The organism is Paraburkholderia sp. 22098, assembly GCF_052045935.1.
Taxonomy (GTDB): domain Bacteria; phylum Pseudomonadota; class Gammaproteobacteria; order Burkholderiales; family Burkholderiaceae; genus Paraburkholderia; species Paraburkholderia caledonica.
Genome location: NZ_JBQEPV010000005.1, coordinates 117,285 through 132,563, shown reverse-complemented (window position 1 = coordinate 132,563; position 15,279 = coordinate 117,285). Strand labels below are relative to the sequence as shown.

15 protein-coding genes are annotated in these 15,279 nt (G+C 62.5%); 10 read left to right on the top strand and 5 right to left on the bottom strand.

Annotation, left to right across the window (positions count from 1 at the left end; genetic code table 11):
* The first annotated feature begins 38 nt into the window (after positions 1-38).
* The 3 genes from ACTJLB_RS12295 to ACTJLB_RS12285 all read left to right on the top strand — a co-directional run bounded on the left by ACTJLB_RS12295 (position 39) and on the right by ACTJLB_RS12285 (position 1,801).
* Positions 39-629: a nucleotidyltransferase family protein gene (locus ACTJLB_RS12295; protein WP_440783409.1), complete on the top strand. Its 591-nt coding sequence runs from the start codon at positions 39-41 to the stop codon at positions 627-629.
* 200 nt (positions 630-829) lie between these two features.
* A complete protein-coding gene (locus ACTJLB_RS12290) occupies positions 830-1,534 on the top strand; it encodes a PIG-L family deacetylase (RefSeq protein WP_020068067.1) in 705 nt (234 codons plus the stop codon).
* Positions 1,535-1,648: 114 nt separating this feature from the next.
* On the top strand, positions 1,649-1,801 hold the full coding sequence (locus ACTJLB_RS12285) for a hypothetical protein (RefSeq protein ID WP_164701897.1): 153 nt from the start codon (positions 1,649-1,651) through the stop codon (positions 1,799-1,801).
* 16 nt (positions 1,802-1,817) lie between these two features.
* On the opposite strand, the gene ACTJLB_RS12280 is transcribed toward ACTJLB_RS12285, so the two are convergent.
* The 3 genes from ACTJLB_RS12280 to aepX are packed head-to-tail and all read right to left on the bottom strand — an operon-like array spanning position 1,818 to position 5,809.
* Positions 1,818-2,885: a 2-aminoethylphosphonate aminotransferase gene (locus ACTJLB_RS12280; protein WP_020068065.1), complete on the bottom strand. Its 1,068-nt coding sequence runs from the start codon at positions 2,883-2,885 to the stop codon at positions 1,818-1,820.
* A 21-nt stretch (positions 2,886-2,906) separates the two neighbouring features.
* A complete protein-coding gene (gene aepY / locus ACTJLB_RS12275; protein WP_440783408.1) occupies positions 2,907-4,088 on the bottom strand; it encodes a phosphonopyruvate decarboxylase in 1,182 nt (393 codons plus the stop codon).
* Entirely contained in the window at positions 4,085-5,809 is a 1,725-nt protein-coding gene (gene aepX / locus ACTJLB_RS12270) for a phosphoenolpyruvate mutase (RefSeq protein ID WP_310068852.1), read from the bottom strand. Before aepX ends, aepY begins: the two co-directional genes overlap by 4 nt.
* Positions 5,810-6,357: 548 nt before the next feature.
* Between aepX and ACTJLB_RS12265 the strand changes: the two genes are divergently transcribed.
* The 3 genes from ACTJLB_RS12265 (at position 6,358) to ACTJLB_RS12255 (ending at position 10,352) form a co-directional block, all read left to right on the top strand.
* A complete protein-coding gene (locus tag ACTJLB_RS12265; RefSeq protein WP_027804636.1) occupies positions 6,358-7,899 on the top strand; it encodes a methyl-accepting chemotaxis protein in 1,542 nt (513 codons plus the stop codon).
* 254 nt (positions 7,900-8,153) lie between these two features.
* Complete coding sequence (locus tag ACTJLB_RS12260; protein WP_440783407.1) at positions 8,154-9,890, top strand: peptidoglycan D,D-transpeptidase FtsI family protein; 1,737 nt, start codon at positions 8,154-8,156, stop codon at positions 9,888-9,890.
* 204 nt (positions 9,891-10,094) lie between these two features.
* Positions 10,095-10,352: a DUF2866 domain-containing protein gene (locus ACTJLB_RS12255; protein ID WP_440783406.1), complete on the top strand. Its 258-nt coding sequence runs from the start codon at positions 10,095-10,097 to the stop codon at positions 10,350-10,352.
* Here ACTJLB_RS12255 and ACTJLB_RS12250 read toward each other — a convergent pair.
* Positions 10,334-10,966, bottom strand: coding sequence for a 2-hydroxychromene-2-carboxylate isomerase (locus ACTJLB_RS12250; protein ID WP_410800556.1), 633 nt, complete (start codon positions 10,964-10,966; stop codon positions 10,334-10,336). The two genes, ACTJLB_RS12255 and ACTJLB_RS12250, sit on opposite strands and share 19 nt — an antisense overlap.
* Before the next feature lie 107 nt (positions 10,967-11,073).
* Entirely contained in the window at positions 11,074-11,700 is a 627-nt protein-coding gene (locus tag ACTJLB_RS12245) for a LysE family translocator (RefSeq protein WP_131320455.1), read from the bottom strand.
* A gap of 170 nt (positions 11,701-11,870) precedes the next feature.
* Here ACTJLB_RS12245 and ACTJLB_RS12240 point away from each other — a divergent pair, with 170 nt between their 5' ends.
* The 4 genes from ACTJLB_RS12240 (at position 11,871) to ACTJLB_RS12225 (ending at position 15,212) form a co-directional block, all read left to right on the top strand.
* Positions 11,871-12,452 carry an IMPACT family protein gene (locus ACTJLB_RS12240; protein ID WP_392394667.1) on the top strand — a complete coding sequence of 194 codons (582 nt, stop codon included), beginning with the start codon at positions 11,871-11,873 and terminating at the stop codon, positions 12,450-12,452.
* Positions 12,453-12,669: 217 nt separating this feature from the next.
* Positions 12,670-13,209, top strand: a complete 540-nt coding sequence (locus ACTJLB_RS12235; protein ID WP_087752150.1) for a hypothetical protein — start codon at positions 12,670-12,672, stop codon at positions 13,207-13,209.
* 228 nt (positions 13,210-13,437) lie between these two features.
* Positions 13,438-14,058 carry a LysE family translocator gene (locus ACTJLB_RS12230; RefSeq protein ID WP_088175835.1) on the top strand — a complete coding sequence of 207 codons (621 nt, stop codon included), beginning with the start codon at positions 13,438-13,440 and terminating at the stop codon, positions 14,056-14,058.
* Positions 14,059-14,234: 176 nt separating this feature from the next.
* The gene (locus ACTJLB_RS12225) at positions 14,235-15,212 is read left to right on the top strand and encodes a 2-dehydropantoate 2-reductase (protein ID WP_020068054.1); all 978 of its coding nucleotides are present in this window, start codon (positions 14,235-14,237) and stop codon (positions 15,210-15,212) included.
* Positions 15,213-15,279: the final 67 nt, after the last annotated feature.

Genomic DNA, 15,279 nt, shown 5'->3' with positions numbered 1-15,279 from the left:
CGCACAATCGGTGGCATCTTACTCAACGGTGCCCACCCATGGCTTACGCGTCGCTCGCCACTGGCATATTGCTCGCGGCCGGGATCGGCTCCCGCTTCGATCCGCACGGCCTGCAAAACAAGCTGCTTGCGCGGCTGCCCGACGGCACGCCGGTCGCGCAGGAAGCGGCGCACCGGCTACTGAGGGTCGTGCCGCACGTGCTGGCCGTGGTGCGGCCGGGCGCTGAGGCGCTTGCGCGGCTTTTGAACGATGTGGGCTGCGACGTGGCGTTCGCGCCCGGAGCCGAACGCGGCATGGGCGCAAGCCTCGCTGCAGGTATTCAGGCGAGTGAGGACGCCGAGGGCTGGATCGTCGCGCTCGCGGACATGCCTCGCATAGAGATCACCACGATCGAAGCGGTGGCGCGCGCGCTCGACGGCGGCGCGCCGATCGTGGCGCCGTTTTACGACGGGCAGCGCGGCCATCCCGTAGGGTTCGGCGTGGACTACCGCGACGCGCTGCTGTGCCTCGACGGCGACAGCGGCGCGCGCTCGTTGCTCGGCTCCGAACGAGTCATGAGGCTAGATGTCGATGACGCCGGAATCTTGCGCGATATAGACACGCCCGACGATTTGCGCGCCTTGCGCTGACCGGCCGCTGAAAGCGAAAGGGCCTCAGGCATGACGCTTGCGCGGAACATGATTAATGCTCGATGCAATCGGAACCGTTCATAGACTGCGAATCAGCCGCGCAACTCGTTCCAATTCCGCCTAAGCTGATGTGACGCCGCGATTGTCACGCAACGCTACGCCGCTCATGCGGCGCACGTTTCGAAACCACCCGACTTCCCATGAGCGAAACCAGTCCGCGCCTTTTCATCGTGTCACCTCATTTCGACGACGCCGTCTTCAGTTGCGGCGCATTGCTCGCCGCGCATCCCGACGCTGCGGTTTGTACGGTCTTCGCCGCGCCGCCCGAGCATACGATGCGTACGGAATGGGATGAAAAGTCGGGCTTCAGCGACGCGCATGAGGCGATACACGAGCGCACGCTCGAAGACAATCGCGCGCTTGAATTGCTCGATGCAATTCCGCTGCGAATGCCGTTTCGCGACAGTCAGTATTCCGACTCGCCGTCGATCAGCAAAATGGCAGCGGCACTAGAGGAAACCATTTACCGAACTACGGCGAACACGTTGCTGATGCCGCTCGGCCTGTTTCACGACGACCATGTGCGCGTATTCGAAGCATGCTGCGAGATCCTGCCGCGCCTGTCGCATCTCGAATGGTTCGGCTACGAGGAAGCCATTCATCGGCGCACGCCGGGTGTCGTGCAGGCACGGCTTGCCGATCTCGCGCAGCGCGGCATCGTGGCGACGCCGGCCAATCCGAGCGCCGGACACACGATCGACGCACAGCGCCGCGGACAGATCAAGCGCGAAGCGGTCAATGCGTATCAGAGCCAGTTGCGCGCGTTCGGCGCCGGCAACTACGAGGATGTTTTTGCCGCCGAGCGCTATTGGCACCTCACCGTCGGCCGTCGCGTGAAGAAGTAACAGGACGATCAGCGCAGCAACTCTGGCGGTCAAGCCTGACAGGAAGCGTCTACGCTTGAAGAGAACGCCGGACGCAGTCCCGCTATCGCAGAGTTCTCAACCACAGGTGATGCCATGAGCTACGACATGCATACAAGCCCGATCCCCGACCCTAACGCCGATCCGACCCGCGATCCGGAAGGCGATCCGCTGACGCCGCCATCGCCCGGTCATCACACCGAAGAGCCGCAGCGCCCGGAAGGGCCGCCGGACAAAGACCCTGTGTGAGCCAGCAGCGCGGCGCTCAGCGCGTCAGTTCGGTAAAGCCCTGCAACAGCCGGTCGATGTCGGCGGCGTGGATATTGCCCATCGTCGAAATACGGAACAGCTCGGCTGACAGCCCGCCCTGTCCCGCATAGATGACGAATCCGCGCGCCTTCAGCGCATCGTGCAATTGCGGATACGTGACGCCGTTCGGCAGCCGGTATGCACGCAACACCACCGACGATTCCGCCGGCGCCAGCACGCTGCCGATGCCGCGCTCGGCCAGTCCCGCGCGCGCCTGTTCCGCGAGCGCCGCGTAACGCGCATGACGGGCGCGCCAGCCGCCTTCGTCGGCAATCTCGCGCAGTGCTTCAACGAGCGCGTAGTACGCATGAACCGACGGCGTGAACGGCGTGTTGCGCTGATCCTGCAAGCGCGCGAGCCGCCCGAGGTCGAGGTAGTACGTGCGGCTCGCCGCCTGCGCGAGCGCGGCGCGGCGCACCAGCACGAACGAGGCACCCGGCACGCCGTGCAAACACTTGTTGGCCGTGGCGGCGACCGCGTCGAGGCTCGCGTCGGCGAAATCGATCGCTTCGGCGCCGAAGCTGCTCACGCCGTCCACCAGCAAACGCAAGCCGCGCGCACGGCACAGCGTGCCCAACGCCGCGAGGTCGTTCAGACGCCCCGTCGTCGTCTCGTGATGAATCACCGCAACATGCGTGAACGCTTTGTCCGCGTCGAGACGTTCGGCGATTTTCGCGAGGTCGGGCGCCTGCATCCAGTCGTGCTTGAGCGACTCGTGCGCGATGCCGTACTGCGCGGCGATCTGCGAAATGCGCTCACCGTACACGCCGTTTTCCACCACCAGCAGCTTGCCGTTTTGCGGCACCAGCGCGGCGGTCATGCTTTCGACAGCGGCCGTGCCGGAGCCCGTCATGAGCACCGCTTGCCATTCGCTCGCGTCGAGACCGTACAGGTCGACGAGACGCGTGCGCGCCTCTTCCTGCAAATCGAAAAATTCGCTTTCGCGATGGCACAGGTCCGTCTGCAACAGGCTGTTGCGAACACGTTCGGTGAGCGTCACCGGACCGGGATTGAGCAGCAGCATGGGCGCTCCTTTACTTTGACTTCACGCGGCGCCGATGTGGCGCATGAGGCGCGTTTTCACATCGGGCGGAGTGATGGTGGGACGCGGCAAGCCGTCAGGCGTGCCGCGGCGAATCACGAGGCGCGCAAAACGCGGGCCGTCGAGCGGGGCCGATTCGAACAACTGGTCGAGCACGGCCGGATCGTCGCTTTCGACCGCCGACGCATAACCGCACGCCGCCGCAACGCCCGCGAACGAGACTTGCGACGACACCGTCGCCTGTCCCCCGGTCGAGTCGTGCGCGCCGTTGTCGAGCAGCACGTGCGTGAGATTGGACGGGCCGTATGCGCCAAGCGTTGCGAAGGCGCCCATGCGCATCAGCGCGGCGCCATCGCCGTCGAGCGCGATGACATGCAGGTCCGGCCGCGCGAGCGCCAGACCCAGCGCGAACGGCGTCACGCAGCCCATCGAGCCGACCATGTACAACTGATTCGGACGATCGTCGATTGCGTAAAGCTCGCGCCCGCAAAAACCCGTCGACGCCAGCACCACCGTCGACTCGATCGGCGTATGCGCGATCACCTTCTTCAGCGCGTCATGGCGCGACGCGAGTTCGCTCGCGACCAGGTTGGCGAACTGCGAACGCGCCGTCGCCGGCACGCGACGCTCGCTGGCGGCGCCGGCCTTCAATTCGTACGGCGCGACGCTGCCCTTTTGCATGACGAGCGCGTACGGGCGGCCCGTTTCGTCCATGTGGGCGATGGCGCGATCCAGCGCCGGGCCGATTGCGTCGGCTTCCGTCGGGAAGGTCTCCCAGGGAATTTCCATCGTGTCGAGCATCGCGGGCGTGACGGGACCCATTAACGCGTGCTGCGGTTCATCGGCGACGCCGGGCTGGCCGCGCCACGTCACGATCAGCAACTGCGGCAAACGGAAGGTCCACGTGAGCGACGTCAGCGGGCTCACCGCGTTGCCGAGCCCGGAGTTCTGCATCATCGTGATCCCGCGGCGGCGTGTGCCTCCACCACGCTCATCGCGCGCGCCGAGCGCGACGCCGGCGATCAGCGCGACAGCGTCGCCTTCATTCGCCGCCGACACGTAATGCAGCGACTCGTCCTGCAACACGTAGTTGATGAACGGCGTCAGGTACGAGCACGGCACGCCCGCGTACCAGTCGAAACCGCGATCGCGCGCCGCCTCGACGAACTGTGCCGCCTCGATCATTGCGCGGCTCCGTTCGCGGAATCCGTTGCCTGCGTGCCGACCGACGCCGCGAGCGGCGTCTGGCCATGCGCGAAGTCGCCGGCGCGGCGGAAGTCTTCGAGATCGTTCACACCGCGCCAGTGGCCGTGCACGTATTGCACCTCGATCGATTCACCGGCCTCGATCAGCGCGTTCAGCAAAGCGGGCATGTCGAGCGACGCGAAATCGGCACGCGCCTGCAACTGCTGCATGACCGCCCGAAGACGCTCGCAGCCTTCGCCACGCACGTTCAGAAGACCGACCCAACGGCCATGCGGCGTTTGCGCGGCAATCTCCGACGACGCCTGCTGCCCGCTCGAAACATGACGCAACAGCACCTTGTTGCCGAAGAGACCGCGGTCGTCGGCCGACGAGCACCATGCGAAGTCGCGCACGCTCGCGTTTTCCGCATCGGTCAACGACGAATCCACCACGACGCTGAACGCCGCCTCGCTCTCCACCAGATCACGCAGGATATAGCTGCGGAACAGCAGATCGCCGTACGAGATCAGCGTGTCGCCCGCGAGCTTGTCGAGCGCGCACGCAAGCGATGCGAGTTCGCCGGTTTCTGCATGCTTCTCATTGACCACCAGCTTGATACCGGCCGTGTCGATTGCATCGGCGCGATAACCGCCTACCACGGTGATGTCGTTGACGCCCTGCTTCTTGAACGCGTCGACCAGCCAGCGCAACAGCGGCTTACCGGCGATCGGCAACATGACCTTCGGACGGTCCTGAGTGACCGCTTCGAGGCCCTTGCCGCGGCTCGCCGCAAGCACGACAGCGGCGCTCGCCGCGCGGCCGCTCGACAGATAGCGGTCTTCCGCTTCGGAGTATTCGTCCGCGTCCTGCAAGCGGAAAATTTCATTGACGCCGGCAATGCGGTCTTCGACATTGACGAGCGTTTCGCTCGTATGGATTTCTCGTGCAACCGCCTGCATGGCCGAGGTCGCCGCGCGAATCAGATGGTTCGCCCAGATCACCGTGCTGATGCCGGCTTCGCGGAACACTTCGGTCGGCGTGCTGTAGTACTTGGTCGGCACGATGACGAGCGGCCCACGGCCCGCCCACTCACGCGCGAACTCGAGAATTTCGTCGGGACGCGAGAGCTTGCTGTGAATCAGAATCGCGTCGGCGCCGGCGCGACGATAAGCTTCCGCGCGGCGCAGCGCTTCGTCCATGCCCCAGCCTGCGATCAGCGCTTCCACGCGCGCCACGATCGAAAAATTTTCGTCCGACTGCGAGTCCTTACCGGCTTTGATCTTGCCGCAGAATTCGTCCATATCGGCGAGCGGCTGCGCTTCGCCGTTAATGAAGCTATTCGTTTTCGGGAACTGCTTGTCTTCGATACACACGCCGGCAATGCCGCGTTGTTCCAGCTTGCGCACGAGGCGGCGCACGTTGTTGAAGTTGCCGTAGCCGGTATCGCCGTCGAGCAGAATGGGCAGATCGCTTGCGTCGGCCATGAATTCGAGGTTGTCGACCACCTGCGTCCAGCTTGCTTCATTGTTGTCGCGCACACCGAATTGCGCGGAAATCGCGAGGCCCGAGCCCCAGATCGCCTTGAAACCTGCTTCGCGCACGATGCGGGCGGACAGGCCGTTATGGGCCTCCATCATGAATTCGAGTTCGTTGCTGACAAGCATCTGACGCAGACGTGCGCTGCGGGAAGCGGAGACGAAGGCGGGTTCGCGGGCATTCATTTTCGGTACTCCTTGTGGCGGGCTTATTGGCGCTCTTTTTGCCCGGCTGGCGACTGGAAAATGGCGACTATAGCGGAATTTTCATTTATTGGTCATTTAGACGGCTCTGCTTTTTCGGCCTTGCTGTTAAGTGGAAAAATGTGTCGATTTTTGCAGCGATGCGCAGCCACGTGGCCTTTGGAGTTAATTGGCGTTTTGTGGAAACTTGACAGAACACCCTGTCCCCACGCGCTGGCAGCCGAATCGGCGTGCTCCAGCGACGCAAATTGCAACAAGCGTATTCCAATGAAAATCGTGGTAATCGCGAAATACAGTTGAATAACGCTTCACGATTAATTGATTACCGCGTTTCAAACTTCATTGCATTTTTAATAAACCGGCGACTCGTCGCCTTACAAAGCCGCAGAGGACATTTAGTCAGACAAAACCCCTGCTAAAACAGCGGGTTTCCCCTGCCTCAGGAGACACCTTGCGACTGCCGTAAACACAGTCAGCGAAAAGAAAACAGCCAATCCGATCGACCCTTTGTGAAAGCACGACCCATTGCTATGACTTTGAACAAAAAACTGGCCTCAATGATCGCCGTCCTCTGGTTCGGCCTGATCCTGATCGGCGGCTTCGGTGCATGGCAAAACCGTGCGTCGATGATTGCCGACCGGCGCGATCAGCTCACGTCGCTGATCGATCAGGCGAACCACGTGGTGAGCCGTTATTACACGCTGGCGCAGCAGCACGTCATCACCGAGGACGAAGCGAAGAAGCAGGCGCTCGCAACGATTGAGGCGATGCGCTACGGCAAGGACGGCTACATCTCGGTCAACGATTCCCAGCCGGTCATGCTGATGCATCCGTTCAAGAAAGAGATGGTCGGCAAAAACCTGGCGCAATTCACCGATCCAGCGGGCAACCATCTGTTCGTGGATATCGTCAATGCAGGCAATCGCGAAGGCGGCGGCTTTGTCGACTATCTGTGGGCTAAGCCCGGCAGCGACAAGCCCGTGGCCAAGACGAGCTATGCGATGCACTTCCAGCCGTGGGACTGGTATGTCGTCACCGGCATGTATATGGACGACGTGCAGCGCGCGTTTTATTCAAGTCTCCTGCGCTGGCTCGCCATCACCGTCGCGCTCGGCGCTGTTGCCACGGCCATCATGCTGCTCGTGTTGCGCAGCATCCGCCGCTCGCTCGGCGGCGATCTGGAAGTGGCCGTCGAACATGCGCAGTTGATGGCGCGCGGCAACCTTGCGACGCGCGTGCCGGTCAAGGACAACGACGCCGGCAGCCTGCTGCATGCGTTGCAGACCATGCAGGCGGGTCTCGTGGACACCGTTTCGCGCGTTCGTACCGGCACCGAAAACATCAACATCGGCGCGAGCGAAATTGCCGCGGGCAATACCGATCTGTCGCAGCGCACCGAGGAGCAGGCGGCCGCGCTGGTGCAGACGGCGTCGAGCATGGATCAGATGACGGTCAATGTGAAGCAGAACGCCGACAGCGCGCTGCAAGCGGCACAACTCGCCGGTCAGGCCGCGGACGTCGCCACGCGCGGCAGCCGCGTCGTCGACGACGTGGTCCGTACGATGGGCGAGATCACGACGAGCTCGCGGCAGATCGGCGACATCATTGGGGTGATCGACGGCATCGCGTTCCAGACCAACATTCTCGCGTTGAACGCGGCGGTCGAGGCGGCCCGCGCGGGCGAACAGGGACGCGGCTTCGCGGTGGTCGCCGCCGAAGTGCGCAGCCTCGCGCAACGCTCGGCCACGGCCGCCAAGGAGATCAAGGCGCTGATCGAAACGTCGACGACTACCGTGGAAGCAGGCGCATCGCTCGTGTCCAACGCGGGTTCGACGATGGGCGAGATCGTGCAATCGGTGCGTCGCGTGAACGAGATCCTCGAGGAAATCAGCAACGCGTCGCGCGAGCAGAGCGCGGGGATCGAGCAGGTGAATCGCGCGGTCGGGGAAATGGATCAGGTCACGCAGCAGAACGCTGCGCTCGTGGAACAGGCCGCGGCCGCCGCGCATTCGCTGAAAGACCAGGTGGGCGTTCTGCGCGAAGCGATTTCCAGCTTTGCGCTGCCGGCCTGACGCTGACTAGAGTGACAAGCGCATAACAAGCGCGAGAGAACGCAACGGGAAACGACGGAAACAACGGACAACTAGACAACGCGACGGACAGAAGCGCTTGAACACGAGCCGCACGGATTTTCGGATCCGCGCGGCTTTTTTTCGCCCGTCGCGCGAGTTGACTTGCAGTAATCTCTCATACAGATTACGTTCTCATTACAATGAGCAGCACCGCCTTTGAGCGATGCAAGTCAATCCGCTGTTTATCCGCCTCTATGATCCAGAAGAAAAAGTCTCAGCCACGCGACCCGTACGCTCCGGTCGCAAAGAACCAGTTGCTCGTTGCGCGTCTTCCAATGTGGCGCTCGAAGTTCATCGTCGTGCTGGTGTTCGGCGCGTTTGCCGCGCTCGCCGGCCGCGCGCTCTGGGTTCAGGTGGTGAATCGCGACTTCTACATCGATCAAGGGCAAAAGCGCTACCAACGCACGATCGAACTGGATGCAACGCGCGGCCGCATTGTCGACCGCAACGGCTCCATGCTCGCCGTCAGTCTGGCGACTTACGAGATCTGGGCGTCCCCGAAACTACTCGACGAAGCCGCGTTGCCGCCGCTTTCGAAGCTGCTCGATCTGCCGCTCGCGGAACTGCGTCGTCGTCTGAGCGGCGACAAGACGTTCGTGCTGCTGAAGCGCCAGGTCGACGCCGATACCGCCGGTCATCTTTCCAAGCTCGGACTCGCGGGCATCACGCAGATTGCGGATTCCAAGCGCTTTTATCCGGAGGGCGAGTCGGCGGCGCACGTGGTCGGCTTTACGGACATCGAGGACAACGGTCAGGAAGGCGTCGAGCTGGCAGCCAACGAGCAACTGCTCGGCGTACCCGGTCATCGCGAAGTCATCCGCGACCGGCTCGGCCGCGTCGTGTCAGAGACGCGCCCGCTCGTACCCGCGCAGAACGGCGAGACGATCCATCTGACCATCGACCGGCGCATTCAGCAACTCGCATACGGACAGTTGAAGGACGCGATTGCGAAACATCGCGCGGAAGCGGGCAGCGTGGTGGTGCTCGACGCGCGCAACGGCGAGATTCTCGCGCTCGCCAATTATCCGAGCTTCGATCCGAACGACCGCGCGCGTCTGACCGGGCGGCAATTGCGCAATCGCGCGGTGGTCGACACGTTCGAGCCGGGTTCGACGATCAAGCCAGTGGTCGTCGCGCTTTCCATCGACGAAGGCAAAGTGCGGCCGCAAAGCGTGATCGACACGGCGCCGGGTTGGTACAAGATCGGTCCCGCGGTGGTTCACGACACGTCGAATCACGGCGCGATGACCGTTGCGGAAGCAGTGCAGAAGTCGAGCAATATTGCGCTCGCCAAGCTCGCGCTCAATTTGCCGGCCGAGAAAATCTGGACGAAGTATCAGGAATACGGGCTCGGCTTGCGGCCCGATCTGACGTTCCCAGGCGTGGCATCGGGCAAGGTGCGCCCGTACAAACGCTGGCGCCCGATCGAGCAGGCAACCATGGCATACGGCTACGGACTTTCCGCTTCGCTATTGCAGATCGCGCAGATCTACACCGCCTATGCCGGCGACGGAACGATGCACCGCGTGCGGTTGCTACGCGAGGGCACCGAGGCGGGCGGCAATGACGCGGGCGCTTCACCTCAAACGCGCCACGCGGTCACCACGCCCGGCACCGCACGCGCGATCCGCTCGATGCTGGAAATGGCCACGGGCGATGGCGGCACCGGGCGCGCTGCGACAGTGGAAGGCTACCGCGTGGGCGGCAAGACCGGGACTGCGCGCAAGCAGGTCGGCGCGACGTACGCGAAGAATCGCTACCGTGCACTCTTCGTCGGAATGGCGCCTATGAGCGACCCGAGACTGATCGTCGCCGTGATGATCGACGACCCGGCCGGCAAGGCGTTTTATGGCGGCACTGTCGCCGGCCCGGTGTTCAGCGCCGTAACGGGCGGCGCGTTGCAACTGCTCGGCGTGCCGCCGGATGCGTGACACTACGCGTGGCGCTCGACCCGACCGCTACGCGTATGCGTGCGGATTTGCGCGATCTTAAGTCTCGCTTAATTCTTTGCTGCAACCATGTGACTCAACATCCCCTGTTGAGCCGCCAGATCACCGGCGGCGTTTTTTTCAGCGATGTTTGCCGACGCGCCAAGAGACAGGTTGCATGCCTGCGAAAAAGAAAGAGGTCACACCATGGTTGAGAACAAGGTATTCGAGCATCTGCGCGCCATGCCTGACAACGAATGGGTCCGGCAGATTCACTCATGCAAGGTCTCTGACCCGCTGCAACCGCCTTGGGGATGTTCGTACCGGCTCGTCGAATGGACCATGAAGCACACGCCCGAAGCAAGTCGCCGCGTGGTGCCCGCCGAAAGTACACCGCTTGAAATTGCGCAGGCCGTCGTATCGCATGTGCCTGGCAGGCGCTTCTGTCAGCGCGGCGACGAATAGCAGAAGTCCAACGCGTCTTCCAGCCGGTCGTTGCCCCAGAACATTTCGTCGCCGACAAAGAAAGTAGGCGCGCCGAAAATGCCTTTGGACGCGGCAGCTTCGGTCTGTTCACGCAGACGCAGCTTGTTCGTGTCGCTCTGCGCTTCGGCGACGATCTGTTGCGCGGGTAAACCGAGTTTCGTGAGCGCTTCGCTCACTACTTCGATCGAACCGATATCGCGGTCATGCACGAAGTTCTGCTGCATGATCTCTCGACAGTACGCAGCAATCCATTCGCGCTCCGCGCCGAGCAGCGCTACACGCAGCGCGAGTAACGCTGCTCGCGGAAAAACGCTCGGACGTGTCAACGCAATGCCGTATTTGCGGCACTGCCGTTCCATGTCCTTCCACACGTAGGCGCCCTTTTCCTTTTGCAGAACGAACGGAGAATTGTCGAAACCAAGCGCGCGAAAGATCGGTCCTAGCAGAAACGGCCGCCAATCGACGCTCACGCCTCGCGCCGCGGCCTCAGCCTCGATGCGCATGACACTCAGGTAGCTATAGTTGCTGCCGAAGTCGAACCAGAACTCGATCCGGCGTGCCGGCGTGGCTGCGGAAGCGGCGATGTGGTCCATCTCTATTCTCGTGCAATGCAGGCCAGTTGAACGGGAAAGCGCTAACTATGACAAGAGTCTTTACCGCTCGCCTAGATGGCGAAAGGGCGGGCGGAATACGCGGGCGCTCAGCGCGTTTGCGTCGCCACGCGCAGTCCAAGCGAAATAAACAGCACACCGATGATCTTGTTCTGCCACCGGCGCAGCCACGTCAGGCGCTTGATAAGCCTGCCGAGCGGGCGAATCGTCAAGACGATCAGCGTGGTGTAAAGCGCGCTCATGCCGACGAAAATCAGGCCCAACGTCGTGAACTGCAAAAACGTGGAGCCATGTTCGGGATGAACGAATTGCGGAAGAAACGCGAGAAAGAAAAGCGCGGTCTTAGGATTCAGCACCTCGGCGGGAATGGCCTGAAAGAACGCTTTCGATGCGGACACGGGCGCACTCGCGGGCACATTCGCGTTGGTCTGCTTTTCACGCAATGCCCGAATGCCCAGATAAACCAGGTAAGCGGCGCCGATCCATTTGACTGCGTTGAACGCCAGTGCCGACGTCATCAGCAAGGCAGAGAGGCCAACCGCCGCGCCCAGCGTGTGAATGAAGTCGCCCACTGCAATGCCAAGGCCGGTGAAGATGCCGGCCTTGCGTCCTCCGTGCACCGTGCGTGTTAAAACCAGCAGCACGGCGGGCCCGGGAATCAGAAAGAGGCCGAATACAACGGCAATGAAAGTGCCTAACGCAGATAGCTCGAGCATGTCGTCTCCAGATTGTTTGCGTCGGTCCGATGCAAGCGGACAGTTCGAACAGTGTACTTGCGACGCACGTAGCGCGCTTGCCGGCGCCGCAAACTGGCTATCATGCGAGTCTCGGGCTTCAACGCGCTCGCGAGTTGTGTCGATTATCGCTATTGACTGGAATTCCCAAGGTGACTTACACGCTGTCCACGCGGCACATCCACGAACTCGAGATTCGCAAGAGCCGGTTCATTGCGTACGCCGTGCCGGTCGAGGATCGCGACGCCGCGATGGACGAATTGCGCCGTCTGCGCGACGAGCATCCCACCGCAACGCACGTGTGCTGGGCGCTGCTGGCAGGCGGCCAGTCCGGCATGTCCGACGACGGCGAGCCGTCCGGCACCGCGGGCCGGCCAATTCTCGAAGTGCTGCGGCATCACGATCTGGACGGCGTGCTGGGCGCGGTAGTCCGCTATTATGGCGGCGTCAAACTCGGCGCGGGCGGCCTCGTGCGTGCATATACGGACGCAATTGCTTCGGCGCTGCTGGACGCGCCGCGAATCGAACGGATCGCACAGGGATCGCTGACCGTCGAAGTCGGTTACGCCGACGAAGCCAAAGTGCGGCGATGGATCGAGGCTCAAGGCTACGCGCTCGCCGATACCGCGCACGCAATGCTCGTGAAGATGACCATCCGCTTGCCGGTCAACGCGGTCGAAGACGCACGGCGCACGCTAGTCGATATGACACAGGGCAAAGCCGGCTTCTTCTAATGGCAACGCCCCGGCGCTTTTTATTTCGAAGATGGCGCGCAGGTGCCCGCTGTTACCATGCTGTTCTTCAACGGCATGTATCACCATTTAAAGGGCCACTCTTCTGATCTCGACCGCCGCTTGTTCCAGCACAGCGCCCGAATCGGCGCGGCATGGTTCGCTTTCGCGTCATCCGGCGCGCCCGGCAGCGGGCACGCCGGCGACTTTGGGAAATATCGTGCTCAAGGGCTGCGGCGTGATCGCGCTGCCCCTGATGCTGTCCGCCTGCTCGTGGTCATGGTTCGGGCTGAATAGCCCGCCCCGCGCGGCGGCACATTCCACAGGCTGGCTGAGCGTCGCGCCCGCCCGCGATTTCGCCTACATGCCGGCTATTGAAGGACGCATGTCGCCGAATCGCATCGAAAACACGGCGATGACCGCCCTGGTGCTGAAAAACGATATCAACCAGGCGGTGCGCGAGAGCGTCGCGAATCGTCTCAAGGTTGCTGGCTTCCATCTCAACGATGGCAGGAAAGTGCTGAGCGGCAACATCGAAAAATTCACTGTCGACGACGTCCGTTCGCCCGCGCTGTGGACACTGAAGATGCGCTACGTGGTGACGGATTCCGCCACGCAAAAGGTCGTGTTCTCGACCACCAAGACCGTCAAACGGAAATCGCCGAAGTTCACCAGCAGTTCCATTGCGATCGAAGACACGGTGAGGCTTAGCGTCGACGCATTGGTGGGCGATAGCGGATTCATCAATGCAGTGAACTGAGAACTGAGGGGCCTGCAAGAGGCTTCCGCCAGAGGCGTCATCCAACGACACCCGCAAACGCCCGTCAGCGCAGACGCGAGCAGAAGCGAGCAGAAGCGCCACCGGTTTTCGCTACAATCGGAAGCAGCGCAGCGCGTTTTCAGGTTGCGCGTTTGCGTGTTCGCGCGCTTGCGCATTTGCGGGTTTTCACCTGGCCCGCGCCCGCGCGTTCATTCCCTGCGAGGCTCCATGTCCACCACCGCCTGGCTGTTCTTCCTCCCCGCCTGTTTCGCGATCAATCTCGCGCCGGGGCCGAACAATCTGCTTTCGATCAACGTGGCCGCGCGGCATGGCTTCATGACTGCGTTTCTCGGCGGTACCGGGCGGCTGGTCGCGTTTGCGACCATGATTGCGCTCGCCGCCACCGGTCTCGCGGTCGTGCTGCACGCTTCGGAGTGGTTCTTTCTCGCTATCAAACTCGCGGGCGCCGCTTACCTGATCTGGCTCGCCATTCAACTATGGCGCAGCGACGCGCCTGCGGTGGACACTACGCAAGAGCAGCCCGCATCGCTCGCGAGGATCGCACGCCAGGAATTTCTCGTGGCGGCGGGCAATCCCAAGGCGATACTCGTCTTTACCGCGTTTCTACCGCAATTCGTCGACATCGGGAAACCGATGCTTCCGCAGTTCGCTGCGCTCGGCATGAGCTTCCTTGTGCTGGAATGCGTGGCTATCGCACTGTACTCGTGGGCGGGGATGCATCTGGGCAAGTGGCTTGTGCGCGCTCGCGTCAGGCGCTGGTTCAATCGCTGCTGCGGCGCATTCCTCGCCGCCATCGGACTCAGTTTCCTGCTCGTCCGCCGTGCCTGACCTTGGTGGAGCGCGAGCAGAAGCGCGCCGTCCATAAGCAATGCCTAATGCTTGCGCCGAGAAAGTTTAACTATCTGTATTGACCGCACGCCCCTATGCTCATTAAGTGACCCGCCGCCGTGCTCGGCGAGAGGCGGCATGGGCAAGCGACTTCTCATAGTCACAGGAGCGGCATCATGAAGATCTGCATCTTCGGAGCGGGAGCGATAGGCGGCTTGATGGGCGTGCAGTTGGCACGCGCCGGCGCCGACGTCAGTTTCATCGCGCGCGGCGCGCATCTCGCGGCAATGCGCGAGCACGGCGCGCGTCTGATTATCGACGGCGAGACGGTCAGCGCGCCGGTTCGCTGCACGTCCGACCCGAGCGAGCTCGGCGTGCAGGACTTCGTGATTATCACGTTGAAAGCGCACTCGTTGCCTGGCGTGGTCGACGCGATGCAGCCGCTGCTCGGCAAGCACACTGCCGTCGTGACCGGTGTCAACGGCATTCCGTATTGGTACTTCTATCAGCACGGCGGCAAGTTCGCCGGCACGCGGCTCGCGAGCGTCGATCCGGACGGCAGTCAGTGGACGAAGCTCGGCCCCGAACGGGCGATCGGATGTGTGCTCTATCCGGCCGCGGAAATCGTGGAACCAGGCCTCATCAAGCATGTGTACGGCAAGAAGTTTCCAATCGGCGAGCCGAGCGGCGAGCGTACGCCGCGCATCCAGCAGTTGCACGAGATCATGCAGGCAGCGGGTTTCGAGGCGCCGATCCGCGACAACATCCGCGACGAAATCTGGCTGAAGCTGTGGGGCAATCTGTGCTTCAACCCGATCAGCGCGTTGACGCATGCAACACTCGACGTGCTAACGAGCGACCCGGGCACGCGCGCAGTGTCGCGCACCATGATGCTCGAAGCAAAGCGCATTGCCGATCAGTTCGGCGTGCACTTTCGGGTCGACGTGGAAAAGCGCATTGACGGCGCGGGGGCGGTCGGCGCACATAAAACGTCGACGCTCGTGGATCTGGAGAACCGGCGGCCGATGGAAATCGATCCGCTTCTGACCGTGGTGCAGGAAATGGGACGCCTCGTCAACGAGCCGACGCCTACCATCGACGTCGTGCTTGCGCTCGTCAAACTGCGCGAACGCATGGCATTGCAGGGCGCGTGATCCGATAGGGTCTGTCTGCGCTTCTCGCGCTTCTCACCTTCATCGCGGTACGTTGAAAATGGATCGG

What these genes read in the sequence shown, in the direction of transcription:
- ACTJLB_RS12265 (WP_027804636.1), top strand. Translation starts at nt 6,358, where the DNA reads ATGACTTTGAACAAAAAACTGGCCTCAATGATCGCCGTCCTCTGGTTC.
- ACTJLB_RS12230 (WP_088175835.1), top strand. Translation starts at nt 13,438, where the DNA reads ATGTCCACCACCGCCTGGCTGTTCTTCCTCCCCGCCTGTTTCGCGATC.
- aepY (WP_440783408.1), bottom strand. Translation starts at nt 4,088, where the DNA reads ATGATCGAGGCGGCACAGTTCGTCGAGGCGGCGCGCGATCGCGGTTTC.
- ACTJLB_RS12245 (WP_131320455.1), bottom strand. Translation starts at nt 11,700, where the DNA reads ATGCTCGAGCTATCTGCGTTAGGCACTTTCATTGCCGTTGTATTCGGC.
- aepX (WP_310068852.1), bottom strand. Translation starts at nt 5,809, where the DNA reads ATGAATGCCCGCGAACCCGCCTTCGTCTCCGCTTCCCGCAGCGCACGT.
- ACTJLB_RS12295 (WP_440783409.1), top strand. Translation starts at nt 39, where the DNA reads ATGGCTTACGCGTCGCTCGCCACTGGCATATTGCTCGCGGCCGGGATC.
- ACTJLB_RS12290 (WP_020068067.1), top strand. Translation starts at nt 830, where the DNA reads ATGAGCGAAACCAGTCCGCGCCTTTTCATCGTGTCACCTCATTTCGAC.
- ACTJLB_RS12260 (WP_440783407.1), top strand. Translation starts at nt 8,154, where the DNA reads ATGATCCAGAAGAAAAAGTCTCAGCCACGCGACCCGTACGCTCCGGTC.
- ACTJLB_RS12280 (WP_020068065.1), bottom strand. Translation starts at nt 2,885, where the DNA reads ATGCTGCTGCTCAATCCCGGTCCGGTGACGCTCACCGAACGTGTTCGC.
- ACTJLB_RS12255 (WP_440783406.1), top strand. Translation starts at nt 10,095, where the DNA reads ATGGTTGAGAACAAGGTATTCGAGCATCTGCGCGCCATGCCTGACAAC.
- ACTJLB_RS12225 (WP_020068054.1), top strand. Translation starts at nt 14,235, where the DNA reads ATGAAGATCTGCATCTTCGGAGCGGGAGCGATAGGCGGCTTGATGGGC.
- ACTJLB_RS12250 (WP_410800556.1), bottom strand. Translation starts at nt 10,966, where the DNA reads ATGGACCACATCGCCGCTTCCGCAGCCACGCCGGCACGCCGGATCGAG.
- ACTJLB_RS12285 (WP_164701897.1), top strand. Translation starts at nt 1,649, where the DNA reads ATGAGCTACGACATGCATACAAGCCCGATCCCCGACCCTAACGCCGAT.